We start from the raw sequence: 25,825 nt of genomic DNA on the forward strand, positions 1-25,825 counted from the left end.
GGCGTGACCGGGACCACAAGAGCCGAATAGAAAGGTGTTCGATTCCGTCGTGCGATCGGGTAGGTTCGTGCAGGTGAGCAGACGTGTCGGGCGGCCGAGCACCCCTCAGCTGGACCGCGCCTCGATCGGGGCGGCGGCGCTGGAGCTCGTCGATCGCGACGGCACGCTGAGCATGCCCGCGCTGGCCCGCAGCCTCGGCGTGCAGGTCTCCTCGCTCTACCACCACGTCGACGGCCGCGCCGGCGTCATCGGCCTGGTGCGCGACCTGGTGACCGCGGGCATCGACGCGAGCGGCTTCGCGAGCACGCCCTGGGACCGGGGCCTCGAGACCTGGGCGCGCACCTATCGCACGGCGTTCGCGGCGCATCCCGCCGCCGTGCGGCTGCTCGCGACCGAGCCGATCGGCGGCACGCAGAACCTCGCGATGTACAGCGCAGCGACGTCGGGCCTGCTCCGCGCCGGCTTCCCCGAGGACCAGGTCATGGGCATCGTCGTCGCGGTCGAGAACTTCCTGCTCGGTGCCGCGCTCGACGTCTCGGCGCCCGACGAGCCGATCCACCTCGACGACGAGGCCGGCACCGAGGACCTGCGCCGCGCGCTTGCGGCGGCACCGTCGGGCCCGGGTCGCTCGTCGCAGGCCTTCGACCTGGGGCTCGCGGCGCTGATCGAGGGCCTGCGGGGGCTACTCGTCGCCGAGCAGCAACGCCAGTAGCAGCTCGGCGCGCACCCGCGCCGAGCGGAGGTCCACGCCCAGCAGCTCCTCCGCCCGCGCCACCCGCGCCCGCGCGGTGTGCCGGTGCACCCCCAGCGCCGCCGCCGTCGCCTCCCACTGGCCGTGGTTCTCCAGGTACGCCCGCAGCGCCTCGGCCAGGCCGTCGTGCGCGCGCAGCGGCTCGAGCACGGCCCGGTCCAGGCGGGCGAGCGCCGCACGGGTTCCGGGGTCGGTGAACAGGGTGCGTCCGGCCAGCACCGAGGCGTCGACGGTGCCTCCCCCGGGCCGGGCGGCGCGGGCCGCGAGCTCGGCCGCGGCCACCGCCTCGGCGACGGCGCCCGGGGCGTGGGGCGCCCCGAGCCCGAGTTGCAGGCGGGCGCGCTCACGCGGGGCCAGACCCGCGACGAGGGCGTCGGCGAACGCCGGGCCGTCATCGCCGCCGAGCAGCACGACGACCGCGCCCGCCGCGCCCGCCGCAGCGGCGAAGACGGGCCGTCCGGCCGTGTGCAGGGCGGTGCGTACCGCCGTGACCAGCGCCTCCGGGTCGGCGCTGCCGCGGATCACCAGCGCCCGCAGGCCCGACGGATCGGCCGCCTCGGCGACCAGCTGCGCGGCCTCACCCGGATCGCCGCCGGCCGAGAGCACCAGCCGCAGCGCCGCGGCGTTCATCCGCCACTGCGCGAGCCGCAGCCGCAGCGGGCGCTCGAAGTCCAGCGCCAGCAGGGAATTGGCGTGCCCGATGAGCGTGTGATCGGCCGGGGAGGGATCGTCCGGCAGCAGGACGCCGAGGTGGCCGTGCCCGCGATCGCCCACCCGGATCGGCTGCGTCACGACGGTGGCCCGGGGCCCGGCGGAGCCGGCGGGACCGACCGCCGACGCCGTCAGATGCGCCCGCACCTGCGCACCGACGGCGCGCGCGGCCGCCGGATCGACGTCCGCCGGATGCGCCTGCACGATCCGGCCGCTGCGGTCGAGCAGCATCGCCGATCCGCCGCAGGCCACCGCCAGCTCGCGCAGCGTGGCCGACGGTCCGCCGGTCACCGCAGCCCGGGTCATGCGCTGCTGGGCTCGGCCCGCCGCCGCCCGCGACGCGTTCGCGCGGCGCGCGATCTCGTCGATCACGGTGCGCGCCACGGCCACGAAGGGCGTCGGCAGCGGCACGTCCACGAGGGCGAGCCCGAACTCATCGGCCGCCGCCACCAGCGCCGACGGCGCGCTGGCCCGGGACACGCCGACGCCGAAGCCCAGGGCGCGGACCCCGCGTCCGGTCAGCCGCCGTACGTAGTCGCGGCAGCCGTCGTCCCCCGGCGGGATGCCCAGGCCGGTGGTCAGCAGCATCTCGCCGCCGGCGAGCCAGGGGGTGGGGTCGGCCAGCTCGGTGGTGATGACGAAGCTGATCGGCGCGTCGACCGCGGCCGCGCCGGCGCGCAGGTCCAGGCCGAGATCGCGCTGCGCCAGGAGCCAGCGCACGGTGACCGCCACGGCACTCCAATCCGTCGAACCGCCCCGAATGATTTCGCCATTGTGGCAGATGCGTCTCGCGGTGACCCCGCGCACAGTAGGAGGAACCACGGATTCCCGCAGCCGGGTTACGGCAAAGGCCTCGCGGCGCACGGCCCGGAGGACTACACCCGTATCAAGCACGCATGAGCAGCACCGACCGACCTCCCGTTCCGGGCGAGCGATCCGCCCGCCGAGAAAGGCACCCCGCGATGCAGACCCCCGCCGCCGCCCATCCGCTCGACCCGCTCTCCGCCGACGAGATCCGCGCCGTGACCGCCCTGCTCGCCCGGGAGCACGGCGTGAACGACGACTGGCGCTACGCCTCGATCGAGATGTTCGAGCCGACCAAGGCGGAGCTCGCCGCCTTCGACACCGACGGGACGCCGTGCGAGCGGGTCGCCGTCGCGGTGCTCTTCGACCGCACCGCGAACCGCACCTACAAGGCCCGCCTCTCGCTGACCGCGGATGCCGTGACCGCGTTCGACCACATCCCGGGCGTGCAGGCCAACGTCACCGTCGACGAATGGGACGAGGCCGACCGGGCCCTGCGCGCGCACCCCGACGTGATCGCCGCCCTCGCCGCGCGCGGCATCACCGACATGTCGCTGGTGTTCATGGACACCTGGACCTACGGCGCGGTCCTCATCCCCGAAGAGTTCGCGGGGCGGCGGATCGGCTGGTCCGACACCTGGGTCCGCGCGTCCGACGGAGCCAACCCGTACGCCGGGCCGGTGAACGGCTTCCACTGCGTGATCGACCTGAACACCATGGAGCTGCTGAAGATCGAGGACGTCTTCCGCGTGGACCGCCCGCAGATCATGGGCGAGTACGTGCCGCGCATGCTGCCCAAGGAGATCCGCGAGGCGAGCACCCGTCCCGAGCGCAAGCCCCTGGAGATCACCCAGCCCGAGGGCCCCGGCTTCACCCTCGAGGGCAACAAGTTGACCTGGCAGAACTGGTCGCTGCGGGTGGGCTTCAACTACCGCGAGGGCATGACCCTGCACGCCATCACCTACAACGACAACGGGAACGTGCGCAAGATCGCGCACCGCCTCTCCTTCGCCGAGATGATGGTGCCGTACCGCGACCACTGCGAGGACCATTACCGCCGCACCGCCTTCGACATCGGCGAGTGGGGCCTGGGATTCATGACCACCTCGCTGGCGCTGGGCTGCGACTGCCTCGGCGAGATCCGGTACCTGGACGCCGTCCTCCACGACAGCAAGGGCGAGCCCTACGACATCGCCAACGCGATCTGCATCCACGAGGAGGACAACGCCGTCCTGTGGAAGCACGTCGACCACCACGCCGGCGCCGAGGTCCGCCGCATGCGCCGCCTGACCGTCTCCTTCCACGTCACCGTCGCGAACTACGAGTACCTGACCTACTGGCGGTTCTACGAGGACGGCAACATCGAGTGCGAGGTGCGCGCCACCGGCATCATGGTGGTCAGCCACTTCCCCGAGGGCGGCTCCCACCCGCACGGCACGCTCGTCGACGACCGCACCTACGCGCCCTTCCACCAGCACTTCATCGTCGCCCGCATGGACCTCGACGTGGACGGCGAGAACAACACCGTCTACCGGTCCGAGACGCAGAGGGTGCCCACCGGGCCCGACAACCCGTACGGCCTCTCGCTGCGGCAGGTGAACACGCCCCTCCGGACGGAGGAGGAGGGCAAGCAGGACCCGCACTACCCCACGCAGCGGTCGTGGAAGGTGGTCAACGACAACGTGAAGACCGGCCTCGGGGTCTCCCCCTCGTACAAGCTGGTGGCCTCGGCGAACGTCCCCGCGATGTTCGACCCGGACTCCCCCATCCTCGACCGCTGCCGTGCCATCGAGCACACCCTGTGGGTCACCCCCAACGACCGCGAGGAGCGCTGGCCCGCGGGCGAGTTCGTCAACCAGGGCGGCGGCGGCATGGGGCTGCCCGCGTGGACGGCGCAGAACCGCTCGATCGAGAACACCGACGTGGTGCTCTGGTACACCTTCGGCATCCACCACATCACCCGGCCGGAGGACTGGCCGATCATGCCGGCCGACACGGTGAGCTTCTGGCTCAAGCCCTTCGGCTTCTTCGACCGCAATCCGTCGCTCGACGTGGCGCCCACGCCCGCGAGGGGATCGTCGTGCTGTTCCACCGGATCCTCCGAATCCGACGGCGCCGCCGCCGGTTCCGCCTGCTGTGAGGGAGAGAAATGAAGGTCTACGTCGCCTATCTCGCCACCGACGGCGGCCGCGACGCGGTCGCCCTCGGCGTGCAGTTCGCCCGGACCCTGGGTGCCGAGCTCGCGATCGGCATGGTCGTCCCGCCGGACCAGACCGGTGCCTTCGTCTCCGGCGACCTGGTGGACCAGGTCCTCACCGCGCAGGCCAAGACCTGGCTCAAGCAGGCCGAGGGCCTCGTGCCGGACGACGTGCAGGCCTCCACCCACATCGGCGTGTACGACTCCATCGCCGGCGGCGTGATCGCCGAGGCGGAGCGGCTCGGCGCCTCCGTGATCGTCGTCGGCGGCACCGGCGGCGGCCTGCTGGGCCGGCACTCGCTCGGTCCCGTGGTCAACGACCTGATCCACTCCTCGCCCGTGGCGGTGGCGCTCGCCCCGCGCGGGCAGCGGCACACCAAGGCCGAACGGGTCCGCTCGGTGACCTGCGCCGTCGGTTCCCGCGCGGGCGCCGAGGAACTGCTCGACGCCGCCATCACCGCGGCCGAGCGCGCGGGTGTCCCGCTCCGGCTGGTCTCCCTGATCGCCGTCGATCTCATGCCCGGCGTCCATCAGGCCGATCAGGAGGCCATCGAGCAGGCCCGCGCGCACGCGGCCGCCGTGCTCGACGAGGCGAAGGCCCGCCTGGCGGGCACCGTCGAAGTGAGCTCGGTGGTGGTGCTCGGCGACACCGTCGAGGACGCCGTCAACGGGCTCGAATGGCAGCCGGGCGATCTCATCATGGTGGGCTCGAGCCGCCTCGCCGCACCGCGGCGCCTGTTCCTGGGCTCCACCGCCGCGAAGATGCTCCGCGTCCTCGACGTCCCGATGGTGGTCGTCCCCCGAACCGGCCTGTCATGAGCACCGCGGGTACGCGCCGCGAGGACCCCGGGGACGGCGCCCCGGCCGGCGGCGCCATCGTCGACAAGGGCCTGGCGCAGGGCCGGATCGGCACCCTCGCGGGCGCGGTCCTCGGCATCTCGACGGTGGCGCCCGGCTACACGCTGACGGCGAGCATCGGGCTCATCGTCGCGGCGGTGGGCCTGAAGATGCCCGCGATCTTCATCGCCGGCTTCATCCCGATGTTCCTCACGGCCTACGCCTACCGCGAGCTCAACGCGCGGGTGCCCGACTGCGGCGCCTCGTTCACGTGGTCCACCAAGGCCTTCGGCCCGTACGTCGGCTGGATGTGCGGGTGGGGCATGGTGCTCGCCACGATCATCGTGCTCTCCAACCTCGCGGCGATCGCGGTGGACTACTTCTACCTGTTCCTGGCGCAGATCTCGGGGCGGGAGTCCCTCGCCGACCTGGCCGCGAACACGCCCGTGAACATCGCGACCACGCTGCTGTTCCTGGTGATCGCGACGATCATCGCCGGCCGCGGCATCACCACCAGCGCCAAGGTGCAGTACGCGCTCGTCGGCTTCCAGATGGTGGTGCTGGTCGCCTTCGCGGTCACCGCGATCGTGCGCTCCGGCGGCGTGCCCACCGGCCTGTCGTTCTCCCTCGACTGGTTCAACCCCTTCACCGGCATCACCATCGCGGCGTTCGTCGTGGGCCTGACGGGCTCGATCTTCGCGTTCTGGGGCTGGGACACGTGCCTGACGCTCGGCGAGGAATCCAAGGACCCGACGAAGGTCCCCGGCCGCGCCGGCCTGCTCGCCGTGGTGTCGATCCTCATCACCTACCTGCTCGTCGCGGTCGCCGTGATGATGTACGCGGGCGTCGGCACCGAGGGCGTCGGCCTGGGCAACCCGGACAACTCCGAGAACGTCTTCCGGCCGCTGGCGACGCCGGTGCTCGGCGACGTGGGCGGCCTGCTGCTGTTCCTGGCGATCTTCGCCTCGTCCATCGCGAGCCTGCAGACCACCTTCCTGCCCGCCGCCCGCACCATGCTGGCGATGGGCTCGTACGGCGCCTTCCCCGCGAGGCTCGCCGCGATCCATCCCCGCTACCTCGTCCCCACCTACGCCACCGTGGTCTCGGGCGTGATCACCGGCGTGTTCTACGCGGTGGTCAAGCTGCTCTCGGATCGCGCCCTGCTCGATACGATCGCCGCGCTGGGCATCATGATCTGCTGGTACTACGGCATCACGGCCTTCGCCTGCGTCTGGTTCTTCCGCCGCGAGCTCTTCACCGGCCCGCACAACATCGTCTACAAGTTCCTGTTCCCGCTGATCGGCGGCACCATCCTCGCGGTGGTCTTCGTGATCTCGGTGCAGGAGAGCCTCGACCCCGAGAACGGCAGCGGCTCCTCGCTGTTCGGCATCGGGCTCGTCTTCTACATCGGGTTCGGCCTGCTGCTCCTGGGGGCCGTCCTGATGCTGATCCGGCGGGCCACCCACCCCGCCTTCTTCCGCGGCGAGACCCTGCGCCGCTCCATCGCCCCCGTCGACGTCGACAAGGAGACACTGACATGACCGCCACCACCGCGCGGACCCACCGCCTTCCCCAGGTCCGCAACCTCGTGACCGCGCTTCCCGGCCCGGAGTCCGCGCGCCTGGCCGAGCGCCGGCGCACCGCAGTGGCGGGCGGGGTCGGCTCGTCCGTCCCCGTGTACGCGGCGGACGCCGACGGCGGCGTCATCGTGGACGTGGACGGCAACTCGCTCATCGACCTGGGCTCCGGCATCGCCGTGACCAGCGTCGGCGCGTCCGACCCGCGCGTCGCGGAAGCCGTTGCGGCACAGGCGGCGCACTTCACCCACACCTGCTTCATGGTGACCCCGTACGAGGGCTACGTCGCCGTGGCCGAGCGGCTCAACGCGCTCACGCCCGGCGATCACGACAAGCGCACCGTGCTGTTCAACTCCGGCGCCGAGGCCGTGGAGAACGCGATCAAGGTCGCGCGCCTGGCCACGGGTCGCGACGCCGTCGTCGCGTTCGACCACGCCTACCACGGCCGCACCAACCTGACGATGGCGCTGACCGCGAAGACCATGCCGTACAAGAAGGACTTCGGTCCGTTCGCCCCCGAGGTCTACCGGATGCCGATGTCGTACCCGTACCGGGACGCGGTCGCCGGTCTCGACGCCGACGGTGCCGCCGCCGCTGCCCGCGCGATCTCCCAGATCGAGAAGCAGATCGGCGCCGATGCCGTGGCCGCCGTCATCATCGAGCCGATCCAGGGCGAGGGCGGCTTCATCGTCCCCGCCCCCGGGTTCCTTCCGGCGCTGCAGGAGTGGGCCACCGCGAACGGCGTCGTCTTCATCGCCGACGAGGTGCAGACCGGCTTCGCCCGCACCGGCGACTGGTTCGCCTGCGAGGACGAGGGCGTGGTGCCGGACATCATCACCATGGCGAAGGGCATCGCCGGCGGGATGCCGCTCTCCGCGATCACGGGCCGGGCCGACCTGCTCGACGCGGTGCACGCGGGCGGCCTCGGTGGCACCTACGGCGGCAATCCCGTCGCCTGCGCCGCCGCGCTCGCCGCGCTCGACACCATGACCGAGCTCGACCTGCCCGCGCGCGCCCGCGCCATCGGCGATCGGGCGCAGGCCCGACTCAGCGCCCTCGCCGCCGAGGTCGGCGTGATCGGGGACGTCCGCGGCCGCGGCGCGATGCTCGCGATCGAGTTGGTCCGCCCGGGCACCAGCGAGCCGGACGCCGAACTGACCAAGGCGATCGCCGCGAAGGCTCTCGCCGCCGGCGTGGTGATCCTCACCTGCGGCACCTACGGCAACGTCATCCGCCTGCTGCCGCCGCTGGTGATCGGCGACGAGCTGCTCGACGACGCCCTCACCGTGCTGGAGACGGCGATCCGCGAGGCGTCCGCGTGAACGTCACCGATCTGCTGAACTCCGTTCCCACCGGCCTGTGGCACGGCGGCCGTTCCGCTCCGAGTGAGTCCGGCCGCACCTTCGACGTGGTCAACCCCGCGACCGGCGAGGTCCTGGTCGCCGTCGCGAACGCGACGCCCGCCGACGCGACCGCCGCCCTGGACGCGGCGAGCGCCGTCGCCGACGAGTGGGCCGCCACCCCGCCCCGCCGGCGCGCCGACGTCCTGCGTGCGGCCTTCGACGCCGTCACCGCGCGCGCCGACGACTTCGCCCTGCTGATGACCCTCGAGATGGGCAAGGTCCTGGCCGAGAGCCGCGGGGAGGTGACCTACGGCGCCGAATTCCTGCGCTGGTTCTCCGAGGAGGCGGTGCGCATCGGGGGCCGCACCGCCACCGCGCCCGGCGGTACCGGCGAGATCGCCGTCGTCAAGGAGCCCGTCGGGCCGTGCCTGGCGATCACGCCGTGGAACTTCCCCCTGGCCATGGGCACCCGCAAGATCGGCCCCGCCCTGGCCGCCGGCTGCACCGTGATCGTCAAACCCGCCGAGGACACCCCGCTCACCATGCTGCTGCTCGCGCAGGTCTTCGCGGAGGCGGGCCTGCCGCCGGGAGTGCTGTCCGTACTCCCCACCCTCGACGCGCCCGCCGTGGTCGCCGGGCTCATGGACGATCCGCGGCTGCGCAAGGTCTCGTTCACCGGCTCCACCGGCGTGGGCAAGATCCTCCTCGCGCAGGCCGCGAACAACGTCCTGCGCACCTCGATGGAGCTCGGCGGCAGCGCGCCGTTCCTGGTCTTCGACGACGCCGATCTCGACAAGGCCGTCGACGGCGCGATGCTCGCCAAGATGCGCAACGGCGGCGAGGCCTGCACCGCCGCGAACCGCATCCTGGTGCAGAACGGCATCCGCGAGGCCTTCACCGCGAAGCTCACCGAGCGCGTCGCCGCGATGCGCGTCGGGCCGGGCTGGGAGGAGACCTCCGCGATCGGCCCGATCATCAACGCCGAGCAGCGGGGCTCGATCGCGGCGCTCGTCGACGAGGCCGTCGCCGCCGGCGCCACCGTGCGCACGGGCGGCAGGCCGGTCGACGGTGCCGGGTTCTTCTACGAACCCACCGTCGTCGACGATCTGCCCGACGGTGCCCGCATCCGCCGGGAGGAGATCTTCGGACCGGTCGCCGCGATCGTCGGCTTCGAGACCGAGGAGGAGGCGATCGCCCTGGCCAACGACACCGAGTACGGCCTCGCCGCCTACTTCTTCACGGAGAACCTGGGCCGGGCGCAGCGGCTCGCGCGCGCACTGCAGGCCGGGATGGTCGGCGTGAACCGCGGCGTCATCTCCGACCCCGCGGCCCCGTTCGGCGGGATCAAGCAGTCCGGGCTCGGCTCCGAGGGCGGCAGCGAGGGCATCGAGGAGTACCTGAACACCAAGTACATCGCTCTACCGCCGGTATGACGGTGCGGCGCCCCCGCCGGTAGTGTGGCGGGAGTGCGGCGATGGCAGAAGCTCCTGTGGGGCACGACGTTCACCGTCGTCTTCGCTCTCGCTGCGGTCGGCGCCGGCGGCTACGCGCTGTTCGGCGTCGACGGCCAGGACCCGCTGCGCAAGGTCGACGCGATCATCGTGCTCGGCGGCGAGCACGACGGTCGCGAGCAGTACGGCATCCGGCTGGCCCAGGAGGGTTGGTCGGACACCGTCGTGCTGTCGAACCCGTACGACCGTTCCGATCGCACCATGCAGGAGCTGTGCGACACCCGGACCGACGGGATCACCGTGACCTGCGAGGTGCCCGCGCCGAGCACCACCCGCGGCGAGGCGATCTTCACGGAGCGCCTGGCACGGGAGCGCGGTTGGCGGTCGGTCATCGTCATCAGCTGGAGCTACCACCTGACCCGCTCGCGCTACATCTTCGACAACTGCTTCTCGGGCGAGACCGTGATGCGGGCGGTGCCGCGGGAGTACGACTACGGCCCCGCCGACTGGGAGCTGATCTACCTGTACCAGTTCTTCGGCACGGCGAAGGCCGCCATGCAGGGCACCTGCTCCTGAGCGCTCAGCCGATCCGCGGGAACTTCACGTAGGCGAGCCCGAGCAGGTCGATCGACAGATAGCCGAGCACCGCGGCGGCCACACCGCCGCCGATCACGAGGGCCGCGCGCCCGGCGTCGCGGCGCGGCGCGGCGGTGAGCCACCAGGCGATCCCCTGGAACGTGACGATCGGCCCGAGCAGTGCGACGGGCAGGACCGCGTAGCCGTCGTGCCCGACGATGCGCACCATCCGCGCCACGCCGCCCAGCAGCAGGGAGACGCCGAGCGTGACGCACAGCATCGTCGTCCATCGCGGACCGCGCGCAAGGAGGCGGTAGCCGAGGAGCGAGCCGGCGGCCCCGGCGAGCGCGACCAGCAGGATCATCGCCGCACCCGTCGCACGATCGCGGCCCCGGCCGCCGTCCCGAGCGCCGCCACGAGCGGCGCGGCGACGAGGAACCGCACGCCGGCGGACGGGGGCATACCGAGCAGGGACACCAGCCCGTAGACGCCCACCGAGGCGAAACCCGCGAGGACGCCGAACACGAGGAAGCCGAACCACCTGTCGCCGAGCACGTCCCGCAGCGCGAACAGCGCCCCGGTGATCAACGAGACGAGCGTCAGGCCGGCGATGCGGACGTCGAACTCCAACGCCCGCCAGGTCGACGAGTGCGAGAGTTTCGTGACGGCGACGGCCGCCAGCGCGCCACCCAGCGCGACGCACGCGAGGGTGCGACGGTCGGTGGGCAGCCGCACACTGTCGGGGGCCGTCCGATCGGGGGGCGTCTCCTGCACGTCGACGACGATATACGCTCCGTCAGTAGGCGCCGTCGGAGGTGAAGACCGTCCGCACCGTCCGAGCGATGATGCCCACGTCCGAGGGGATCGAGAAGTTCTCGACGTAGCCCACATCGAGGCGGATCGACTCGTCCCAGCTCAGGTCCGAGCGGCCGCTCACCTGCCAGGCGCCGGTGACGCCCGGCTTGACCAGCAGCCGCCGCAGCATCACGGGCGGGTACTGCGCGACCTCGTGCGCGAGGGCCGGGCGCGGCCCGACCACGGACATCGATCCGCCGAGCACGTTGAAGAACTGGGGCAGCTCGTCGAGCGAGAACCGGCGGATGAACCGGCCGACGCGCGTCACGCGCGGATCGTTCTCGATCTTGAACAGCGGTCCGGCGCCGATGTTCTCGTCCACGAGCACCGCGCGGTGCGCGTCCGCGTCGACGTACATGCTGCGGAACTTGATCATGTCGAACGGCTCGCCGTTCGCGCCGACGCGCTGCGCGCGGTAGAGGACGGGGCCACGGCTGTCGAGCTTCACCGCGACGGCGATCGCGAGCATCACGGGTGCCGCGAGGAGCAGACCGGTGACGGCGACGACCACGTCGAGCACCCGCTGTCCGAATCCGAAGGAGCGCGCGGGACTCGGGGCGGCGACGTGGGTCATCGGCGTCCGCCCGACGGAACCGGACACCATGCGGGCGGCCGCGACCTCCGGCAGGCCGGCGGTGACCACGAGTTCGACGCCCTCCGCGGCGAGCTGCCACATCAGCTCCCGGATCTGGTCGGGGCCGAGATGATCCGTCGGGGTGAGCACGACGACCGCGGCGCCGGTCTCCCGGACGGCCTCGAGCACCGCTCGATCGGTGCCGGCCACCCGGATCCGGGCATCACCGATCTCCAGCGTCCCGATCTCGGCGTCGGCCGGAGGCAGGCACACGCCCACGACGTGCGCCCCTGCGGTCTCCGCGCGCAGCAGGCTCCCCGCGGAGGCCGTGGCCGAGGCCACGCCGCCGACCACGAGGGTGGGCATCGGGGCGACGGCGGTCGCCCTGCGGCGGTGGCGCATTCGCACCAGGAGGGCACCGGCCAGCGCGACGGGCGCGGAGGCGAGCAGGAGTGCCGAGGGGAGCATGCGCGGGACGAGCAGCTCGAAGAGGACGACCGGACCGTAGACGAGCTGCGCGGTCGTGAGGACGCGGCGCAGTTCGGGCGTGCCGAGCCGCACCAGCGGCACGGCCAGCGGGCGGGAGCGCCAGAGGCGCAGGAACCAGAACAGGTTCACCCCGATCACGAGCGCCGCGAGCTCCGGCACGCTCTCACCCTGGGCGTAGCCGACCGTCAGCCCTGCACCGGCGGCGAGGATCGCGACGAGGGCGTCCGCGGACACGAGGCGCCGCGCGAGCCGGGCGCGGTGCGCCTCCGCGAGCGCGCGGGCGGAGGACACCCGCGGCGGGGTGACCAGCGACGGTGTCACGACCAGTGGCTGCGGCGCGGTGATGGCCTGCGGCGCGACGAGGGCCGGCGGGACCTCACTCGTGCGCGAGGCTCGAGCGGGCCGCGGTTCGGACAGCGCAGGCGCCTTCGTCGCCGGACCGACGGGTACCGCTGTCCAGGTGTCGATCGACAAGTCCCGCTCCTCACATCCATCCGCTTCGGCGCGGGGAATGGCTCTCCCGGGCGAGTCAGAATTGGCAAGTCACATATTGCAATCGCGAATATGTGACTCAACACTCACTGCCTCGAGCCCGGTCGTGACCCACCGCCCCGTCGCACCGCACGCCCTCACGCCCGGCGGGCGTGACGACCGTCACGGCGATCCCGGGATCGTCACCGAACCCGACCGACAAGCTCGTTATTACTGCTCACGTGCTATTTTGTCCGGTTCGGACTCGTCCCCACCCTCGGCGCGGCGCCTCTGCTCGACGACACCCCGCGGGCGGTGAGGAGTCGCCGCCGCTTGCTACCGTAGACCGCACCGATTGCAATCGCAAGACGGACACGTATTTGCAACCAGAAAAGATGTGAGCGCTATTCTCAATCAACGAGGCTCATCCCAATCGGGGGTGTAGGAGTTGGGGTCTGAAGCCGCCGGTCTCGAGCAGGCTTCGGGCGATGTAGTTGGTCAGGTTGCGGAACCCGAGTGCGGAGCCGCGCAGGTGTTCGAGCCGTCCGTTGAGCGCCTCGGTCGGCCCGTTGCTGGTGCCGGGTCGTTCGAAGTAGGCGAGCACGTCAGCGGCTCGCTTCTTCAGGGTCCGGCTCAGGGTGGTGAGCTCGGTGAGCACCTTGGGGACGCCGGCGCTGAGGTCGGTGATCAGCTTCTCCATGAGCTCGCGGCCACGTTGCCGGTCCTCGTGGCGATAGGCGGCGATCATGCGCTGGTAGACACCCCAGGTCGCCTCGACCTCGACGTGAGCGTCATCAACGAACAGCGCGCGTAGCCTGTCGCTCTGCTTGTCGGTGAGCAGGTCCGCGCCGGTGTGCAGCGTGCGCCGCGACTTGTAGAGCGGGTCGTCCCTGAACCCACGGTGCCCGTGGATCGCGAGTTGGACCCGGCGCCGGCACCTGTCGAGGGCGTCACCGGCCAGGCGCACGACGTGGAAGGGATCCATCACCGTGACCGCGTCCGGGATCTCCTCCGCAGCGGCGGTCTTGAACCCGGTGAAGCCGTCCATCGCGACCACCTCGACCGCGTCACGGAAGGCGTCGTCGCGGTCGGCGAGCCAGGTCTTGAACGCCGCCTTCGACCGGCCCTCGACCATGTCCAGCAGCCTTGCTGGGCCGGCGCCATCGCGGACCGGGGTGAGGTCGATGATCACGGTGACATACTTGTCGCCACGCCTGGTGTGGCGCCAGACGTGCTCATCGACGCCAATGACCTTCACGCCCTCGAACCGCGTGGGGTCGTTGATCAGCAGCCGCTTGCCTTCAGCCAGGACCGCGTTGTTGGCGGTGTCCCACGCGACCCCGAGTCCCTCGGCGACACGGGCGACGGTGAGGTGTGCGACCACGATCCCTTCCAGCGCCCACCGCAGCCCGGTGCGCGAGAGCTTCGCGCGTGGCTCCGCAGCGGCGCTGGTGTCTTGGCGCCACACGTGTCCGCAGTCGGCACAGCGGTAGCGGCGCACTACAACTTCCAGCACGGTCGGTCGCCAGCCCAGCGGCTCGTGGGCCAACCGCCGGATCACGGTGTCACGAGCAGCGCCTTCGCTGCCGCACCGTCGGCACCACTGATCTGGTTCCACCACGCGGCACGCTAGGACCGCACGATCCGGTTCAAGTCGTTGTCCGGTCACGCTCAGACCGAGGCCGTCGAGTCGAGCGAAGGCGGTGAGGTCAGGGCGGCCGAAGCCGGCCGGCGGGGTTGTGTCGGTCACGTCGAGGTCTTTCGGATGGATGGCGTAGGAACCTCCGTCGTCGGGAGACCTCGACGTCTATCTGCGGACCGACGCGCCCGGCCGACCTACACCGGCATCTGAGAAGACCCCTGAAACGTCTTCGACGAAGACGGGACCGGCGAGGAGGAGGGCGCGGTGAGCTAAAAGAATGGAGCTTGCTCGGCTTCGACGCCGCCGCAAGCTCCGGTGAAACGGTCGGTACTAGTCGGTCGTCGTCGGTCACCACCGGATGGCGGCGTCCCCCACGCTCGGCGTTCGCGCAGGTCAGCGGCTCGTTCGCCCAGTGGGCGCATCAGGCGATAGACGCAAAGCCGACGTGATTAGGTCGTCGGTTCGATTCCGACAGGCGGCTCCGGCGAACAGCCCCTGACCTGCGGAAACGTAGGGCAGGGGCGGTTCGGTTCTGATGGTCGCGCGATGCGCTGGCCTCACGGCTCTGCCCGACACCCGACGTCGCTCTCCTCTGCGACGGACCCCTCGCCGGATGAACGCTCGGACATCCTGTCCGTGTGCCGATAGGCCTCGCACCGCTCGGCAACGCAGCGTGGCGCTGCGTCGCGACCTGGCGACGGCTCGGCGGGGCGCGATCGTCTCGTGCGTTGGCGGACTACGGAAGCTTGGACGCGAGGACGTCGGCCGCCAGGATCTCGGGTGCTGCGCCGAGGAGGTGCTGGTTGGCCATCAGGGCTGCGACGATGGCGCCGTTGGCGTGGGCGTCGCGAGCGGCCTCGTCGGGGAATGCATCGAAGATCCAGAAGGTGTCGGCGTGGGTCCTGACCGCGAACCAGACAATCGTTCCTACTTCTTCGTTGGCGAGCGCGACAGCGCCGGCGAGCAGATCGGCGAGCGCGTCGTGCTGTCCATCGGCCGCGACGATCTTGGCGACGAAGGCATACGGAAGTGATGCGGGTGTGGACATGAGGGGTTCTCCTAGGTGTCGAGGTTTCTTGGTGAAGCGAGTTCAGCGTATGACGAGCAAGGGCATGTGAGAAGTGGCGTATACGGCAGTATTGCTATTGTTGGCGCCATGCGTATCGGACTGATCGCGATCGACGGCTGCTTCGGTTCGGCTGTCGCGTCGATCATCGACATCGTGCGGGTGGCCGACGGAGCCCGCAGCGATGTCGACCCGCGGATCGACGCGATCGAACTCGCCATCCTCGGACCGAAACGGCGAGTGACCACGACGGCATCGATGACCCTGTCGGTGGACCACCCGCTGTCGGAGTCCGGAGAGTTCGACGTGGTCGTCGTCCCTGCGCTTGGAACCCTCACGGCCGCCGCGACCCACGACGCCCTCCAGAGCCGAGATGCTCGTTCGGTCATCGCCTCGCTCGGGCGCCTCGACGAGGCGACCACCCGGATCGCCGCGGCGTGCACCGGCGTGTTCGCTGTCGCCGAGACTGGACGGATGCATCATCGGCGGGCGACGACCAGTTGGTTCCTGGGGCCGGAGTTCCTGAAGCGCTATCCGACCGTCGCCCTCGATCTCGACACCATGGTCGTGGTCGACGGGAACCTCGTCACCGCCGGCGCCGCGTTCGCCCACATCGACCTCGCGCTCTCACTCGTGCGATCGATCAGCCCCGACCTGGCCCAACATGTCGCCAAGCTCCTCATCATAGACGAGCGTCCGTCGCAGGCGGCCTTCGTCGCCTACGAACATCTCCGGCACGAGGACCCGATCGTCGTCGAGTTCGAACGCTTCGTGCGCGCCCGCCTGGACGAACCGTTCAACGTCGCCTTCGTCGCGCAGTCGCTCGGCACCAGCCGGCGCACCCTCGAACGACGAGTCCGTGCGGCGCTCAACCTCACTCCGCTCGGCTTCGTCCAACGGCTTCGCATCGAACGAGCTCGGCACCTCTCAGCAACCACGGACCTCACCTCCGCCGAGATCGCGCTACGGGTCGGCTACGCGAACGCCGAGACTCTGCGCTCCCTCCTGCGCAGGGAGCGACGCCGTTCCTGACCTATCGCCATGCCTGTAGCCAGTGTCCTAGCGCTCGGTTGGAACCACCTCTCAGCACGTCGCGTCGACGCTCCTGCGTCGCCCCTGGACGACCCACTCGACACGCCCGCAGCACAGGCCGTGTGACGTGCCCCAGCTTCCCGGACGGTCGGGGTTGGGTGGCTGTGATGTCGCTGCGTTCTCGTCGAGGGGGTCAGCAGACCCGATCAGGGTCGATTGGGATGAGCCGCGAAGGCGGTGAGGTCAGGGCGGCCGAAGCCGGCCGGCGGGGTTGTGTCGGTCACGTCGAGGTCTTTCGGATGGATGGCGTAGGAACCTCCATCGTCGGGAGACCTCGACGTCTATCTGCGGACCGACGCGCCCGACCGACCTACACCCTCATCTGGGAAGAGCCATCAACGAAGCGCCCGCCGACAGTTACGGAAACCATCATGAATTGCCGTTTGTGCGGCTCGTCACAGCTGCGGAGTGTGGTCGATCTCGGTGCCACACCGCCGTGTGAGCTGTTCCTCACCGCGGCCGATCTCGATGCCCCGGAACCGACCTACCCGCTGCACCTGCGCATCTGCGAGCAGTGCCTGCTGCTGCAGATCCCCGCACTCATCCTCCCCGAGGAGACCTTCTCCGAGTACGCGTACTTCTCGTCGTTCTCCGCGAGCTGGGTCGACCACGCCCGCCGCTTCGTCGACGAGTCCATCGCCCGGCTGGGCCTCGGCACCGACAGCCTCATCGTCGAGGTCGCGAGCAACGACGGCTACCTGCTGCAGCACGCGGTCGCGGCCGGCGTGCCGTGCGTCGGCATCGAGCCATCGGTCAACGTCGGGCAGGCCGCCCGCGAGCGCGGCGTCCCGACAGTGACCGCCTTCCTCGGCCCGGAGACCGCCGCACAGGTGCGGGCGGAGTACGGCCCCGCCGATCTCGTGGTGGCCAACAACGTGTACGCCCACATCCCGGATCTGCTGGGATTCACTGCGGGACTGCGGGGTCTGCTCGCGGACGACGGCTGGCTGAGCATCGAGGTCCACCACGCGCTCGCGCTCGTCGCCGAGGGCCAGTTCGACACGATCTACCACGAGCACTTCCAGTACTACACCGTGCTCAGCGCCCAGCGCGCGCTCGCGACCGCGGGGCTGACCGTCGTCGACGTCGAGACCATCCCCACGCACGGCGGATCGATCCGCGTGTGGGCGCGGCCGGACGCGGTGGCGCAGGCACCGTCGGACCGCGTCCGCGCGGTGCTGCGGATCGAGGAGGAGGCCGGGTTGCACGCGCTGGCCGGGTACGCCGGCATGCAGGCGATGGCCGACCGGGCCCGGCAGGACCTGCTGCGCTACCTGCTGGAGCGGCGCGCCGAGGGCAAGCGGGTCGTCGGCTACGGCGCACCCGGCAAGGGCAACACCCTGCTGAACTACTGCGGTGTGCGGCCCGACCTGCTCGAGTACACCGTGGACCGGAACCCGTACAAGCACGGCAGATTCACGCCCGGCACGCGCATCCCCATCCACGCGCCGGAGCGCCTCGAAGCCGACCGCCCGGACGTGGTGGTGGTGCTGCCCTGGAACCTCGAGACCGAGATCACCGAACAGTTGCGTCCCCTGATCGAGCAGGGCACCGAGGTGGTCTACCCCATGCCCCGATTGCACACCGCACGGCCGCAGGCCGTCGCCGAGGAGGTCTGAAGATGAAGGTGGTCCTGTTCTGCGGCGGCTACGGCATGCGCATGCGCAACACCGCGGACGACATGGTGCCCAAGCCCATGCAGCTGGTGGGCCCGCGCCCGCTGATCTGGCACGTGATGCGGTACTACGCCCACTTCGGGCACACCGAGTTCATCCTGTGCCTGGGCTACGGCGCGCAGCACATCAAGAACTACTTCCTCAACTACCGCGAGACCGAGTCGAACGACTTCGTGATCCGCGGCGGCGAGGTCGAGCTCCTCGGCACGGACATGAGCGACTGGTCCATCAGCTTCGTGGACACCGGCCTCGAATCGGCCATCGGCGAACGGCTTCGGCGCGTACGCCCCTACCTCGACGGCGACGAGTACTTCCTCGCCAACTACGCCGACGTGCTCAGCGACGCGCCGATGAACACCATCATCGATCGCGTGCGCGAGAGCGGCTCCGCGGCCTCGATGCTGCTGGTGCCGCCGCAGTCCTCCTTCCACTGCGTGGACGTCGACGGCGACGACAAGGTCACCGGCATCACCCCGGTCTCCGAGTTCCCGATCTGGGAGAACGGCGGCTACTTCGTGCTCACCCAGCAGGTCTTCGATCACCTGCCGCCCGGGGGCGACCTGGTCGCCGACGCGTGCACGGCCCTGTCCGCGAAAGGGAAGCTGCTGGGCTACAAGCACACCGGCTTCTGGAAGCCGGCCGACACCTTCAAGGAGCGGGCCGAGCTCGACGCCGGCTACGCCCGTGGCGATCGCCCCTGGATGGTCTGGAAAGACCCGGTCGCATGATCGGACTCTCCCCCGGCCGCGTCGCCGAGATCGCGGTCCTCGGGGCGCACTGCGACGACATCGCGATCGGTATGGGCGGCACCCTGCTACAGCTGGCGCAGGCCAATCCCGGCCTGCGCGTGCGGGCCTTCGTCGCGACCGGCGCCGGCACCCCCCGCGAGGCGGAGGAGCGGGCGGCGCTGGCCGCGTTCACGCCCGAGGCGGAGTTGCACGTGAGCGTGCTGGACCTGCCCGACGGGCGGACGCCCGCGCACTGGGAGCGGGAGAAATCGCTGCTGGCGCAGTTCAAGCGGTCGACCTCGCCCGACATCGTGTTCGCGCCGCACCGCGGCGACGCACACCAGGACCACCGGCAACTCGCGGAGCTGGTGCCGCAGGAGTTCCGGGACCACCTGATCCTCGGCTACGAGATCCTCAAGTGGGAGACCGACACCCCGCGCCCCACCGTCTTCAACCCGCTCTCGGCGTACGCCGTGATGGCGAAGACGCGGCTGCTGGCGGAGCACTACCCCTCGCAGGTGGAGCACGACTGGTTCGACGACGAGTCCTTCCTCGGCCTCGCGCGTCTGCGCGGCATCCAGTGCCGCTCCACCTACGCCGAGGGCTTCATGTTGGAGAAAGCGATCGTGGAATTCGGAGGCAACCGATGAAGGTCCTGCTCACGGGCAGCCAGGGGTACCTGGGAACAGTGATGACGCCGGTCCTGCAGGAGGCGGGCCACGAGGTGACCGGCCTCGACTCCGGGCTCTTCGCCGATCGCGTGCTCGGCCCCGCGGTCACGGACCCGCCCACGCTCACCACCGACTTGCGCGACGTCACGGCTCAGCAGCTCGAGGGCTTCGACGCCGTGATCCATCTCGCGGCGCTGTCCAACGATCCGCTGGGCTCGCTCGCCCCGGAGATCACCTACGACATCAACCACGCCGCCTCGAGCCGCCTCGCCCGGCTCGCCAAGGAGGCGGGCGTCTCCCGGTTCCTCTACGCCTCCACCTGTTCCGTGTACGGCGCGGCCGGCGACGGCCTCGTCGACGAGGAGGCGCCCCTCAACCCGATCACGCCCTACGCGATCAGCAAGGTGCGGGTCGAGGACGACGCCGCGGCGCTGGCGGATGCCGACTTCACGCCCGTGTTCCTGCGCAACGCCACGGCATTCGGCTTCTCGCCCCGGCTGCGCGCCGACATCGTGCTCAACAACCTGATGGGCTACGCGGTGCTCACCGGCGAGGTGCTGGTGCTCTCCGACGGGACGCCGTGGCGTCCGCTGGTGCACGCGCAGGACATCGCCCGGGCCTTCGCGACCTGCCTGACCGCGCCCAAGGAGACCGTCTCCGCCCGCGCGTACAACGTCGGCACCGAGCGCAACAACGTCACCGTCGCCGAGATCGCGCAGGCCGTGGTCGACGTGGTGCCCGACGCCGGCGTGCGGATCACGGGCGAGGCCGGCAACGACCCCCGCTCCTACCGGGTCGACTTCTCCCGCGCGCGCGACGAACTCGGCTTCGAGGCGCAGTGGACCGTGCCGGACGGCGCGGCCGAGCTGCACAAGGCCTACACCGAGTACGGGCTCACCGAGCACTCCTTCCACCAGGACTTCACCCGGCTCGCGGTGCTCAAGGACCTGCAGGGCAGGGACGTCATCGACGCGGCGATGCGGCGGCGATGACGGACCGCTCAGCCCAGGCGGCCGCGCAGCTGCGCCCAGGTGCCCGCCGCCCGGTCGCGCGCCGAGACGATCGACGCGGCCAGCGGCCACTGCAGGGCCAGCTCGGGATCCGCGTGATGCACCGCCAGATCCTCGCTCGGATCGTGCGGACGGTCGATCCGGTAGCAGACGTCCGCCACGTCGGTCAGCGCCTGGAAGCCGTGCAGGAAGCCCGGCGGCACGTACAGGGTGTGGAAGGTCTCGTCGTCGAGTCGGAAGGCCCTGCTGCGGCCGAACGTCGGCGAGTACGGTCGCGCGTCGACCAGCACGTCGTGCACCGCACCGTGCGCGCAGCGCACCAGCTTGGCCTCGCCGCGACCCGATCGGCCGTGCATCCCGCGGATCACGCCGCGCACCGAGCGGGACTGGGAATCCTGCACGAAACGCGCTGCCGCGCCGCGCTCTCCGAGGTACTCGTCGAAGACGTCCGCGTCGAAGGTGCGGGTGAACAGGCCCCGGTCGTCCGCGTGCGGGGTGGGGACCAGCAGCAGGACGTCGGCCAGGTCGGTCTGCTCGATGCGCATGGGGACATGCTGCCATGAGACACGCGCGCACGTGCCGCGCCTGCGGCTCCGTCAAACTCACCCGGGTGCTCGACCTGGGCCGCGTCCCCGCGGCGGATCACTTCCCGCCCGCCGGTACCCCGGTGGACCCGGGCGAATCCGCCCATCCCCTCGCGATGGACCTGTGCGCGGCGTGCGGCCTCGCGCAGCTCGCCGACGACGACACCGTCACCGACGAGCCCCGCGGCGTGGAGCCGCGGGCCCTGCGCGAGCAGGCCGCGGACGCGGTGGCCCGGGTCGCCGACGCCGGCCTGCTCCGCGGCACGACGGTGCGCGAGTTCGGCAGCCCGCACGGCGGCACCTGGTTGCCGCTGCTCGCCGACCGCGGCTTCCACGAGGCCGACGGTCCCGCCGACGTGGTCCTCGACAGCTTCGGCATCATGCACGAGCCCGACCAGCGGGCCGCCTTCGCCGCGCGCGCCGCGGCCGTCGCACCCGGCGGCGTGCTCCTGCTGCAGTACCAGCCGCTCGGCGGCATCGTCGACCACCTGCAGTGGACCGCCCTACGGCACGGCCACTTCGGCTACTACACGCTGACCGCCCTGGTGCGACTGCTCGCCGCCGCGGGGCTGGAGCCGGTGCGCGCCTTCGAGTTCGACCTCTACGGGGGCACCGTGCTGCTCGCGGTGCGGCACACGGGCGCGGCCGACGTCGTCCCCGGCGCCGGCACGGCGGACCCCGTCGTCCGCCGGATCCTCGCCGAGGAGGCGGATTCCGGCCTCGGCACCCCCGCCGGCCTGCGCACCCTCAGTGCGGCGCCCGCCGACCAGGCGCGCGCGCTCCGGGCGTGGGCGCAGGAGCACGCGGCGGCCGGCCGCACCGTCGGGGCCTACGGCGCCGCCTCGCGGGCCGTCGCCCTGTTCGCGCTGGCCGGACTGGACGCGGCCCTCGTGTCCTGCGTGGCCGACGCCTCCCCGTCGAAGCAGGGCCGTCGCATGCCCGGCACCGACATCCCGATCGTGCCGCCCGAGCACCTCGCCGCGCTCGACGGGCCCGTCCTGCTGACCCTGCCCGACCTGCACGACGAGGTGCTGGAGGCCTGGCCGGCCCTCCGCGGAAGACTGGTGACCGAGCTATGACCGAACCCGACTTCACCCGCTCGCGCGAACTGCAGGACCGCCTGCACCACCTGGTGCCCGGCGGCGCGCACACCTACGCCCGCGGCGCCGACCAGTACCCCGAGTTCATGCCGCCGGTGCTGACCCGCGGCCGCGGCGCGCGCGTCTGGGACGCCGACGGCAACGAGTACGTGGAGTACGGGATGGGCCTGCGCGCCGTGACCCTGGGCCACGCGTACCCGCCCGTGGTGGACGCCGTGCGCGCCTGCCTCGACGACGGGCTCAACTTCAGCCGGCCCACGACGACGGAGCTCGACGCCGCCGAGGACTTCCTCGCGATGGTGCCCACCGCCGACATGGTCAAGTTCGGCAAGAACGGCTCCGACGCCACCACCGCGGCGCTGCGGCTCGCGCGCGCCGCCACCGGCCGCGATCTGGTGGCGATCTGCGATCAACCCTTCTTCTCCGTGGACGACTGGTTCATCGGATCCACCGAGATGGCGGGCGGGATCCCCACCGCGATCACCGATCTCACGGTCCGGTTCGGCTACAACGACGCCGACTCCCTGCGCGCCCGGTTCGCCGAGCACCCCGGCCGCATCGCCGCGGTGTTCCTCGAGGCCGCCACCGCGCTCGCCGAGCCCGAGCCCGGCTTCCTGGAAACCGTTCGGGCCCTGTGCGACGAGCACGGCGCCGTGCTCGTGTTCGACGAGATGATCACCGGGTTCCGCTGGTCGCCGCACGGCGCGCAGTCCGTCTTCGGCGTGACGCCCGATCTCTCGTGCTGGGGCAAGGCCATGGGCAACGGCTTCCCGATCTCGGCGCTCGCCGGCAAGCGCGCGCTCATGGAACTCGGCGGCCTGAACACCGACGCCGACCGGGTCTTCCTGCTGTCCACGACCCACGGCCCGGAGACGGTCTCGCTCACCGCCTTCCGCGCCGTCGCCCGGTCCTACCGCGAGGGCGATCCCGTGGGCGCGATGGAGCGCGCCGGGCGGCGCCTGGCCGACGGGGTGAACGCGGCCGCCGCGGCGGCGGGCGTCGGCGACGCGGTGCGGGCCATCGGGCGGCCGTCGTGCCTCGTCTTCACCACCCGCGACGCCGACGGCGCGCCGTCGCAGGCGTACCGGACGCTGTTCCTGCAGGAGCTGCTGCGGCGCGGTGTGCTCGGCCAGTCCTTCGTGATCTCCGCGGCCCACACGGACGCCGACGTCGACCACACCGTCGACGCGGTCGCGGCGGCGCTCGTGCCGTACCGGAAGGCCCTGGAGGCGGGCACCGTCGAGGGGCTGCTCGAGGGCCGGCCCGTGGCGCCCGCACTGCGCCGGACCGCGGCGCCGCGGCGGTTGACCGGAGGCCCGTCGTGACCGCGCCGACCCGGGTGCTCGTGGTGGGCCCCGCGGCGCCCGGCCCGGCGAGCCGCGGCGGGATCGCGACCGTCGTCGGGCACATGGCGGCGCAGCCCGATCCCGCGATCGCGGTGCGGCTCCTGACCACCTACGTCGACGGCACCGTCGGGCAGCGGCTGCGCACCGGCCTCGGCGGCATGGCGCGCGGCGTGCTGGCCGTGCTGCGCGGCGAGGCGGACGTGGTGCACGTGCACCTCTCGCACGGCGGCAGCGTGGTCCGCAAGGCCCCCGTGCTCTGGGCGGCGCGCCTGCGCCGCGTGCCGGCCGTGGTGCACGGGCACAGCTACGACTTCGGCGGGTGGGTCACCGGGCTCCCCGCTCCCGCACGGCCGCTCGTGCGTGCGGCCCTGCCCGCGGACCGCTGGCTGGTCCTCGGGACCGGGCTCGCCACCGAGTACGCGGCCGCGATGGGACTGCCCCGCGGCGACGTGGAGGTGCTCTACAACCCCGTGCCCGCCGTTCCCGCCCGGGCCGCCGCCGCGCCGCCCGACGGGGTGGTCCGCGTCGTCGCGCTCGGCCGGCTCGGCGAGCGCAAGGGCAGCTACGACCTCGTCGCGGCGGTGGCGGCCCTGCCACCGGAGATCCGGGCGCGCCTGCACCTCACGCTGGCCGGCGACGGCGAGGTGGACGAGGTCCGCGCCGCGGTCGCCGCGGCCGGCGTCGGGGACGCGGTGACGGTGCGCGGCTGGGTCGACGCGGCCGGGCGCGACGAGCTGCTCGCGGCCGCGCAGGTCTTCGCCCTGCCCAGCTACGACGAGGGTCTGCCGATGGCGCTGCTGGAGGCGATGGCCGCGGGCCTGGCGCCGTTGACCACACCCGTGGGCGCGATCCCGGACGCGGTGACCGACGGCGCGGACGCCCTCCTCGTCCCGCCGGGCGACGTCCCCGCGCTGAGCGCCGCGCTCGCGCGGCTGGTGACCGATCCCGCACTGCGCGCTGCGATCTCGGCCGGGGCCCGCACCCGTGCCGACGACTTCGCGATCGAGCCGTGGCACGCGCGGCTGGCGGCGCTCTGGATCGAGCTGGCGGCAGAGGGCGGGCCCGCGGCTACTCGCGGGTGAGGTGCTCGGGCTTCTCGATGACGGCGGCCTGGGACTGGAGGCGGGACAGGCCCGGCGCGGGGAACCACGCGTCGGGGCCCGGAGCGTCGTAGGCCCAGAGCGGACCGTGGAAGGCCGAGGACGTCCCGAAGTACGTGACGGCGAGGCCGTACGTGTTGGCGAGCGCGTACCACCGATCGCCGAGCCGGTTCCACTGCTCGGCGCTGGCCGCGCTCTGGCCGGGGCCGTACCAGCCCACCTCGCCGACCGAACACTCCACGGCGCTGCGGGCGCACCACTCGCCGAACGTGCGCAGCCGGCCGAGGAAACCCGTCTCGTAGCCGCGGTCCGACCAGGGCCGTCCCGCGTCCCGGACGTAGTTCCTGTCCAGCTTGGCCGGGTCGAAGACCTCGCCCTCGCCGCTCTTGCTGACCGGATACATGTGCTGCGAGTACACGATGCGGCCCAGTGGGTCGTCGACCCAGCCGCCGCGCGGGTCCGTGTAGGCGAAGTCGGAGAACCGCGAACAGCACAGGGACTCCACCCAGAGAACCTTGCGGTCGCCGACCTCGCGCAGCGCCGTGACCACCTCCTGCACGTGCCGCTGGTAGACCGCGTACGGGGGCTTGTCCGCGGACTGCAGGTCCCCGCGGGTGGGGTGGCTGAACCGGGTCGGCTCGTTGAACAGGTCGTAGGCGACGACGGCCGGCTCGTCGCGGAAGCCGGCGGACAGCATGCGCCAGACCCGGTTCGTCTGCTCGACGGTGAGCCCGGCGCCGCAGACCCGCGGTGCCGCGGTCGAGCGCGGCGCGCGCCACTCGCACCCGTTGTGCAGGCCGAGCACGACCCGCATGCCGGCCGCCTCGATCTTGCCGACCTCCGCCCGGATCGCGTTCCAGTACGCCGGATGGAAAGCGTCGTCGCCCGCGTCGAGTCCGGGTTGCAGGAAGGTCCAGTCCACGGGGAGGCGGATCAGCCGGTGACCGCGCTCCCGCAACCGGGCGTACGTGATCGCGGGTTCCCCGGTCCCGGTGACGGTGGGGTGGTCGTAGATCGTGACGGCCTGCGTGAGCATGGTCGCGACGTTGATCCCGCGCATCCAGGTCGTGGCCGGCTCAGCCACCCGCGGCCGCGGTATCGCGAGCGTGGCGAGGACGAGCGCTGCGACGATCACCACGATCAGGGCTCCGCGGCGGATCGTGGTCATGTGCTC

The 25,825-nt window shown here is 71.7% G+C and carries 23 protein-coding genes; 15 read left to right on the forward strand and 8 right to left on the reverse strand.

Annotation, left to right across the window (positions count from 1 at the left end; all coding sequences use genetic code 11):
• Window positions 1-73: 73 nt before the first annotated feature.
• A complete protein-coding gene (locus BLQ62_RS22925) occupies window positions 74-712 on the forward strand; it encodes a TetR/AcrR family transcriptional regulator (protein WP_068564621.1) in 639 nt (212 codons plus the stop codon).
• On the opposite strand, the gene BLQ62_RS22930 is transcribed toward BLQ62_RS22925, so the two are convergent.
• Window positions 683-2,194, reverse strand: coding sequence for a PucR family transcriptional regulator (locus tag BLQ62_RS22930; RefSeq protein WP_068563795.1), 1,512 nt, complete (start codon window positions 2,192-2,194; stop codon window positions 683-685). The two genes, BLQ62_RS22925 and BLQ62_RS22930, sit on opposite strands and share 30 nt — an antisense overlap.
• 230 nt (window positions 2,195-2,424) lie before the next feature.
• Between BLQ62_RS22930 and BLQ62_RS22935 the strand changes: the two genes are divergently transcribed.
• From BLQ62_RS22935 to BLQ62_RS22960, 6 genes are read left to right on the forward strand one after another with little or no spacing between them, the layout of a single operon-like run.
• Window positions 2,425-4,419, forward strand: a complete 1,995-nt coding sequence (locus tag BLQ62_RS22935; protein ID WP_068563793.1) for a primary-amine oxidase — start codon at window positions 2,425-2,427, stop codon at window positions 4,417-4,419.
• Complete coding sequence (locus BLQ62_RS22940) at window positions 4,416-5,282, forward strand: universal stress protein (RefSeq protein ID WP_068531917.1); 867 nt, start codon at window positions 4,416-4,418, stop codon at window positions 5,280-5,282. Before BLQ62_RS22935 ends, BLQ62_RS22940 begins: the two co-directional genes overlap by 4 nt.
• On the forward strand, window positions 5,279-6,841 hold the full coding sequence (locus tag BLQ62_RS22945; protein ID WP_068531915.1) for an APC family permease: 1,563 nt from the start codon (window positions 5,279-5,281) through the stop codon (window positions 6,839-6,841). The genes BLQ62_RS22940 and BLQ62_RS22945 overlap by 4 nt, the downstream gene beginning before the upstream one ends.
• Window positions 6,838-8,199 carry a 4-aminobutyrate--2-oxoglutarate transaminase gene (gene gabT / locus BLQ62_RS22950; protein ID WP_068531913.1) on the forward strand — a complete coding sequence of 454 codons (1,362 nt, stop codon included), beginning with the start codon at window positions 6,838-6,840 and terminating at the stop codon, window positions 8,197-8,199. The genes BLQ62_RS22945 and gabT overlap by 4 nt, the downstream gene beginning before the upstream one ends.
• Window positions 8,196-9,653 carry an NAD-dependent succinate-semialdehyde dehydrogenase gene (locus tag BLQ62_RS22955; protein WP_068563791.1) on the forward strand — a complete coding sequence of 486 codons (1,458 nt, stop codon included), beginning with the start codon at window positions 8,196-8,198 and terminating at the stop codon, window positions 9,651-9,653. The genes gabT and BLQ62_RS22955 overlap by 4 nt, the downstream gene beginning before the upstream one ends.
• A 33-nt stretch (window positions 9,654-9,686) precedes the next feature.
• On the forward strand, window positions 9,687-10,247 hold the full coding sequence (locus BLQ62_RS22960) for a YdcF family protein (protein ID WP_068563789.1): 561 nt from the start codon (window positions 9,687-9,689) through the stop codon (window positions 10,245-10,247).
• Window positions 10,248-10,251: 4 nt separating this feature from the next.
• Here BLQ62_RS22960 and BLQ62_RS22965 read toward each other — a convergent pair whose 3' ends face one another.
• The 5 genes from BLQ62_RS22965 to BLQ62_RS22985 all read right to left on the reverse strand — a co-directional run bounded on the left by BLQ62_RS22965 (window position 10,252) and on the right by BLQ62_RS22985 (window position 15,326).
• On the reverse strand, window positions 10,252-10,611 hold the full coding sequence (locus BLQ62_RS22965; protein WP_068531907.1) for a hypothetical protein: 360 nt from the start codon (window positions 10,609-10,611) through the stop codon (window positions 10,252-10,254).
• Window positions 10,608-11,021 (reverse strand): hypothetical protein, encoded by a 414-nt coding sequence (locus BLQ62_RS22970; RefSeq protein ID WP_068563787.1) that lies wholly within the window; start codon window positions 11,019-11,021, stop codon window positions 10,608-10,610. Before BLQ62_RS22970 ends, BLQ62_RS22965 begins: the two co-directional genes overlap by 4 nt.
• Before the next feature lie 22 nt (window positions 11,022-11,043).
• Complete coding sequence (locus BLQ62_RS22975) at window positions 11,044-12,639, reverse strand: sugar transferase (RefSeq protein ID WP_068531903.1); 1,596 nt, start codon at window positions 12,637-12,639, stop codon at window positions 11,044-11,046.
• A gap of 421 nt (window positions 12,640-13,060) precedes the next feature.
• The gene (locus BLQ62_RS22980; protein ID WP_068568956.1) at window positions 13,061-14,386 is read right to left on the reverse strand and encodes an ISL3-like element ISPfr2 family transposase; all 1,326 of its coding nucleotides are present in this window, start codon (window positions 14,384-14,386) and stop codon (window positions 13,061-13,063) included.
• Between the two features lie 628 nt (window positions 14,387-15,014).
• Complete coding sequence (locus tag BLQ62_RS22985; protein ID WP_003941073.1) at window positions 15,015-15,326, reverse strand: putative quinol monooxygenase; 312 nt, start codon at window positions 15,324-15,326, stop codon at window positions 15,015-15,017.
• A gap of 108 nt (window positions 15,327-15,434) precedes the next feature.
• Between BLQ62_RS22985 and BLQ62_RS22990 the strand changes: the two genes are divergently transcribed.
• The 5 genes from BLQ62_RS22990 (at window position 15,435) to BLQ62_RS23010 (ending at window position 20,503) form a co-directional block, all read left to right on the forward strand.
• Window positions 15,435-16,376 (forward strand): GlxA family transcriptional regulator, encoded by a 942-nt coding sequence (locus tag BLQ62_RS22990; RefSeq protein WP_068568955.1) that lies wholly within the window; start codon window positions 15,435-15,437, stop codon window positions 16,374-16,376.
• 431 nt (window positions 16,377-16,807) lie between these two features.
• The gene (locus BLQ62_RS22995; RefSeq protein ID WP_068531901.1) at window positions 16,808-18,055 is read left to right on the forward strand and encodes a class I SAM-dependent methyltransferase; all 1,248 of its coding nucleotides are present in this window, start codon (window positions 16,808-16,810) and stop codon (window positions 18,053-18,055) included.
• Window positions 18,056-18,057: 2 nt separating this feature from the next.
• Window positions 18,058-18,840 (forward strand): glycosyltransferase family protein, encoded by a 783-nt coding sequence (locus BLQ62_RS23000; protein WP_068564760.1) that lies wholly within the window; start codon window positions 18,058-18,060, stop codon window positions 18,838-18,840.
• On the forward strand, window positions 18,837-19,490 hold the full coding sequence (locus tag BLQ62_RS23005) for a PIG-L deacetylase family protein (protein ID WP_068564758.1): 654 nt from the start codon (window positions 18,837-18,839) through the stop codon (window positions 19,488-19,490). The genes BLQ62_RS23000 and BLQ62_RS23005 overlap by 4 nt, the downstream gene beginning before the upstream one ends.
• Entirely contained in the window at window positions 19,487-20,503 is a 1,017-nt protein-coding gene (locus tag BLQ62_RS23010; protein ID WP_068531895.1) for an NAD-dependent epimerase/dehydratase family protein, read from the forward strand. The genes BLQ62_RS23005 and BLQ62_RS23010 overlap by 4 nt, the downstream gene beginning before the upstream one ends.
• A gap of 8 nt (window positions 20,504-20,511) precedes the next feature.
• Here the strand turns inward: BLQ62_RS23010 and BLQ62_RS23015 are convergent, their stop codons facing one another.
• The gene (locus BLQ62_RS23015) at window positions 20,512-21,066 is read right to left on the reverse strand and encodes a dTDP-4-dehydrorhamnose 3,5-epimerase family protein (protein WP_068531893.1); all 555 of its coding nucleotides are present in this window, start codon (window positions 21,064-21,066) and stop codon (window positions 20,512-20,514) included.
• 14 nt (window positions 21,067-21,080) lie between these two features.
• Between BLQ62_RS23015 and BLQ62_RS23020 the strand changes: the two genes are divergently transcribed.
• From BLQ62_RS23020 to BLQ62_RS23030, 3 genes are read left to right on the forward strand one after another with little or no spacing between them, the layout of a single operon-like run.
• Window positions 21,081-22,184 carry a class I SAM-dependent methyltransferase gene (locus BLQ62_RS23020; protein ID WP_068564756.1) on the forward strand — a complete coding sequence of 368 codons (1,104 nt, stop codon included), beginning with the start codon at window positions 21,081-21,083 and terminating at the stop codon, window positions 22,182-22,184.
• Window positions 22,181-23,530: a glutamate-1-semialdehyde 2,1-aminomutase gene (locus tag BLQ62_RS23025; RefSeq protein ID WP_068564754.1), complete on the forward strand. Its 1,350-nt coding sequence runs from the start codon at window positions 22,181-22,183 to the stop codon at window positions 23,528-23,530. The genes BLQ62_RS23020 and BLQ62_RS23025 overlap by 4 nt, the downstream gene beginning before the upstream one ends.
• Window positions 23,527-24,633, forward strand: coding sequence for a glycosyltransferase family 4 protein (locus tag BLQ62_RS23030; protein WP_068564753.1), 1,107 nt, complete (start codon window positions 23,527-23,529; stop codon window positions 24,631-24,633). The genes BLQ62_RS23025 and BLQ62_RS23030 overlap by 4 nt, the downstream gene beginning before the upstream one ends.
• Here the strand turns inward: BLQ62_RS23030 and BLQ62_RS23035 are convergent.
• On the reverse strand, window positions 24,620-25,819 hold the full coding sequence (locus BLQ62_RS23035) for a glycoside hydrolase family 5 protein (RefSeq protein ID WP_068531885.1): 1,200 nt from the start codon (window positions 25,817-25,819) through the stop codon (window positions 24,620-24,622). The genes BLQ62_RS23030 and BLQ62_RS23035 overlap by 14 nt on opposite strands.
• Window positions 25,820-25,825: the final 6 nt, after the last annotated feature.

It is taken from the genome of Tsukamurella pulmonis, assembly GCF_900103175.1.
GTDB classification, from domain to species: Bacteria; Actinomycetota; Actinomycetes; order Mycobacteriales; family Mycobacteriaceae; genus Tsukamurella; species Tsukamurella pulmonis.

Excerpts from the sequence above, each read along its gene's own strand:
- BLQ62_RS22995 (WP_068531901.1), top strand. The coding sequence starts at position 16,808 with ATGAATTGCCGTTTGTGCGGCTCGTCACAGCTGCGGAGTGTGGTCGAT.
- gabT (WP_068531913.1), top strand. The coding sequence starts at position 6,838 with ATGACCGCCACCACCGCGCGGACCCACCGCCTTCCCCAGGTCCGCAAC.
- BLQ62_RS23005 (WP_068564758.1), top strand. The coding sequence starts at position 18,837 with ATGATCGGACTCTCCCCCGGCCGCGTCGCCGAGATCGCGGTCCTCGGG.
- BLQ62_RS23020 (WP_068564756.1), top strand. The coding sequence starts at position 21,081 with ATGAGACACGCGCGCACGTGCCGCGCCTGCGGCTCCGTCAAACTCACC.
- BLQ62_RS22935 (WP_068563793.1), top strand. The coding sequence starts at position 2,425 with ATGCAGACCCCCGCCGCCGCCCATCCGCTCGACCCGCTCTCCGCCGAC.
- BLQ62_RS22990 (WP_068568955.1), top strand. The coding sequence starts at position 15,435 with ATGCGTATCGGACTGATCGCGATCGACGGCTGCTTCGGTTCGGCTGTC.
- BLQ62_RS23000 (WP_068564760.1), top strand. The coding sequence starts at position 18,058 with ATGAAGGTGGTCCTGTTCTGCGGCGGCTACGGCATGCGCATGCGCAAC.
- BLQ62_RS23015 (WP_068531893.1), bottom strand. The coding sequence starts at position 21,066 with ATGCGCATCGAGCAGACCGACCTGGCCGACGTCCTGCTGCTGGTCCCC.
- BLQ62_RS23010 (WP_068531895.1), top strand. The coding sequence starts at position 19,487 with ATGAAGGTCCTGCTCACGGGCAGCCAGGGGTACCTGGGAACAGTGATG.
- BLQ62_RS22985 (WP_003941073.1), bottom strand. The coding sequence starts at position 15,326 with ATGTCCACACCCGCATCACTTCCGTATGCCTTCGTCGCCAAGATCGTC.
- BLQ62_RS22940 (WP_068531917.1), top strand. The coding sequence starts at position 4,416 with ATGAAGGTCTACGTCGCCTATCTCGCCACCGACGGCGGCCGCGACGCG.
- BLQ62_RS22965 (WP_068531907.1), bottom strand. The coding sequence starts at position 10,611 with ATGATCCTGCTGGTCGCGCTCGCCGGGGCCGCCGGCTCGCTCCTCGGC.
- BLQ62_RS23025 (WP_068564754.1), top strand. The coding sequence starts at position 22,181 with ATGACCGAACCCGACTTCACCCGCTCGCGCGAACTGCAGGACCGCCTG.
- BLQ62_RS23035 (WP_068531885.1), bottom strand. The coding sequence starts at position 25,819 with ATGACCACGATCCGCCGCGGAGCCCTGATCGTGGTGATCGTCGCAGCG.
- BLQ62_RS22945 (WP_068531915.1), top strand. The coding sequence starts at position 5,279 with ATGAGCACCGCGGGTACGCGCCGCGAGGACCCCGGGGACGGCGCCCCG.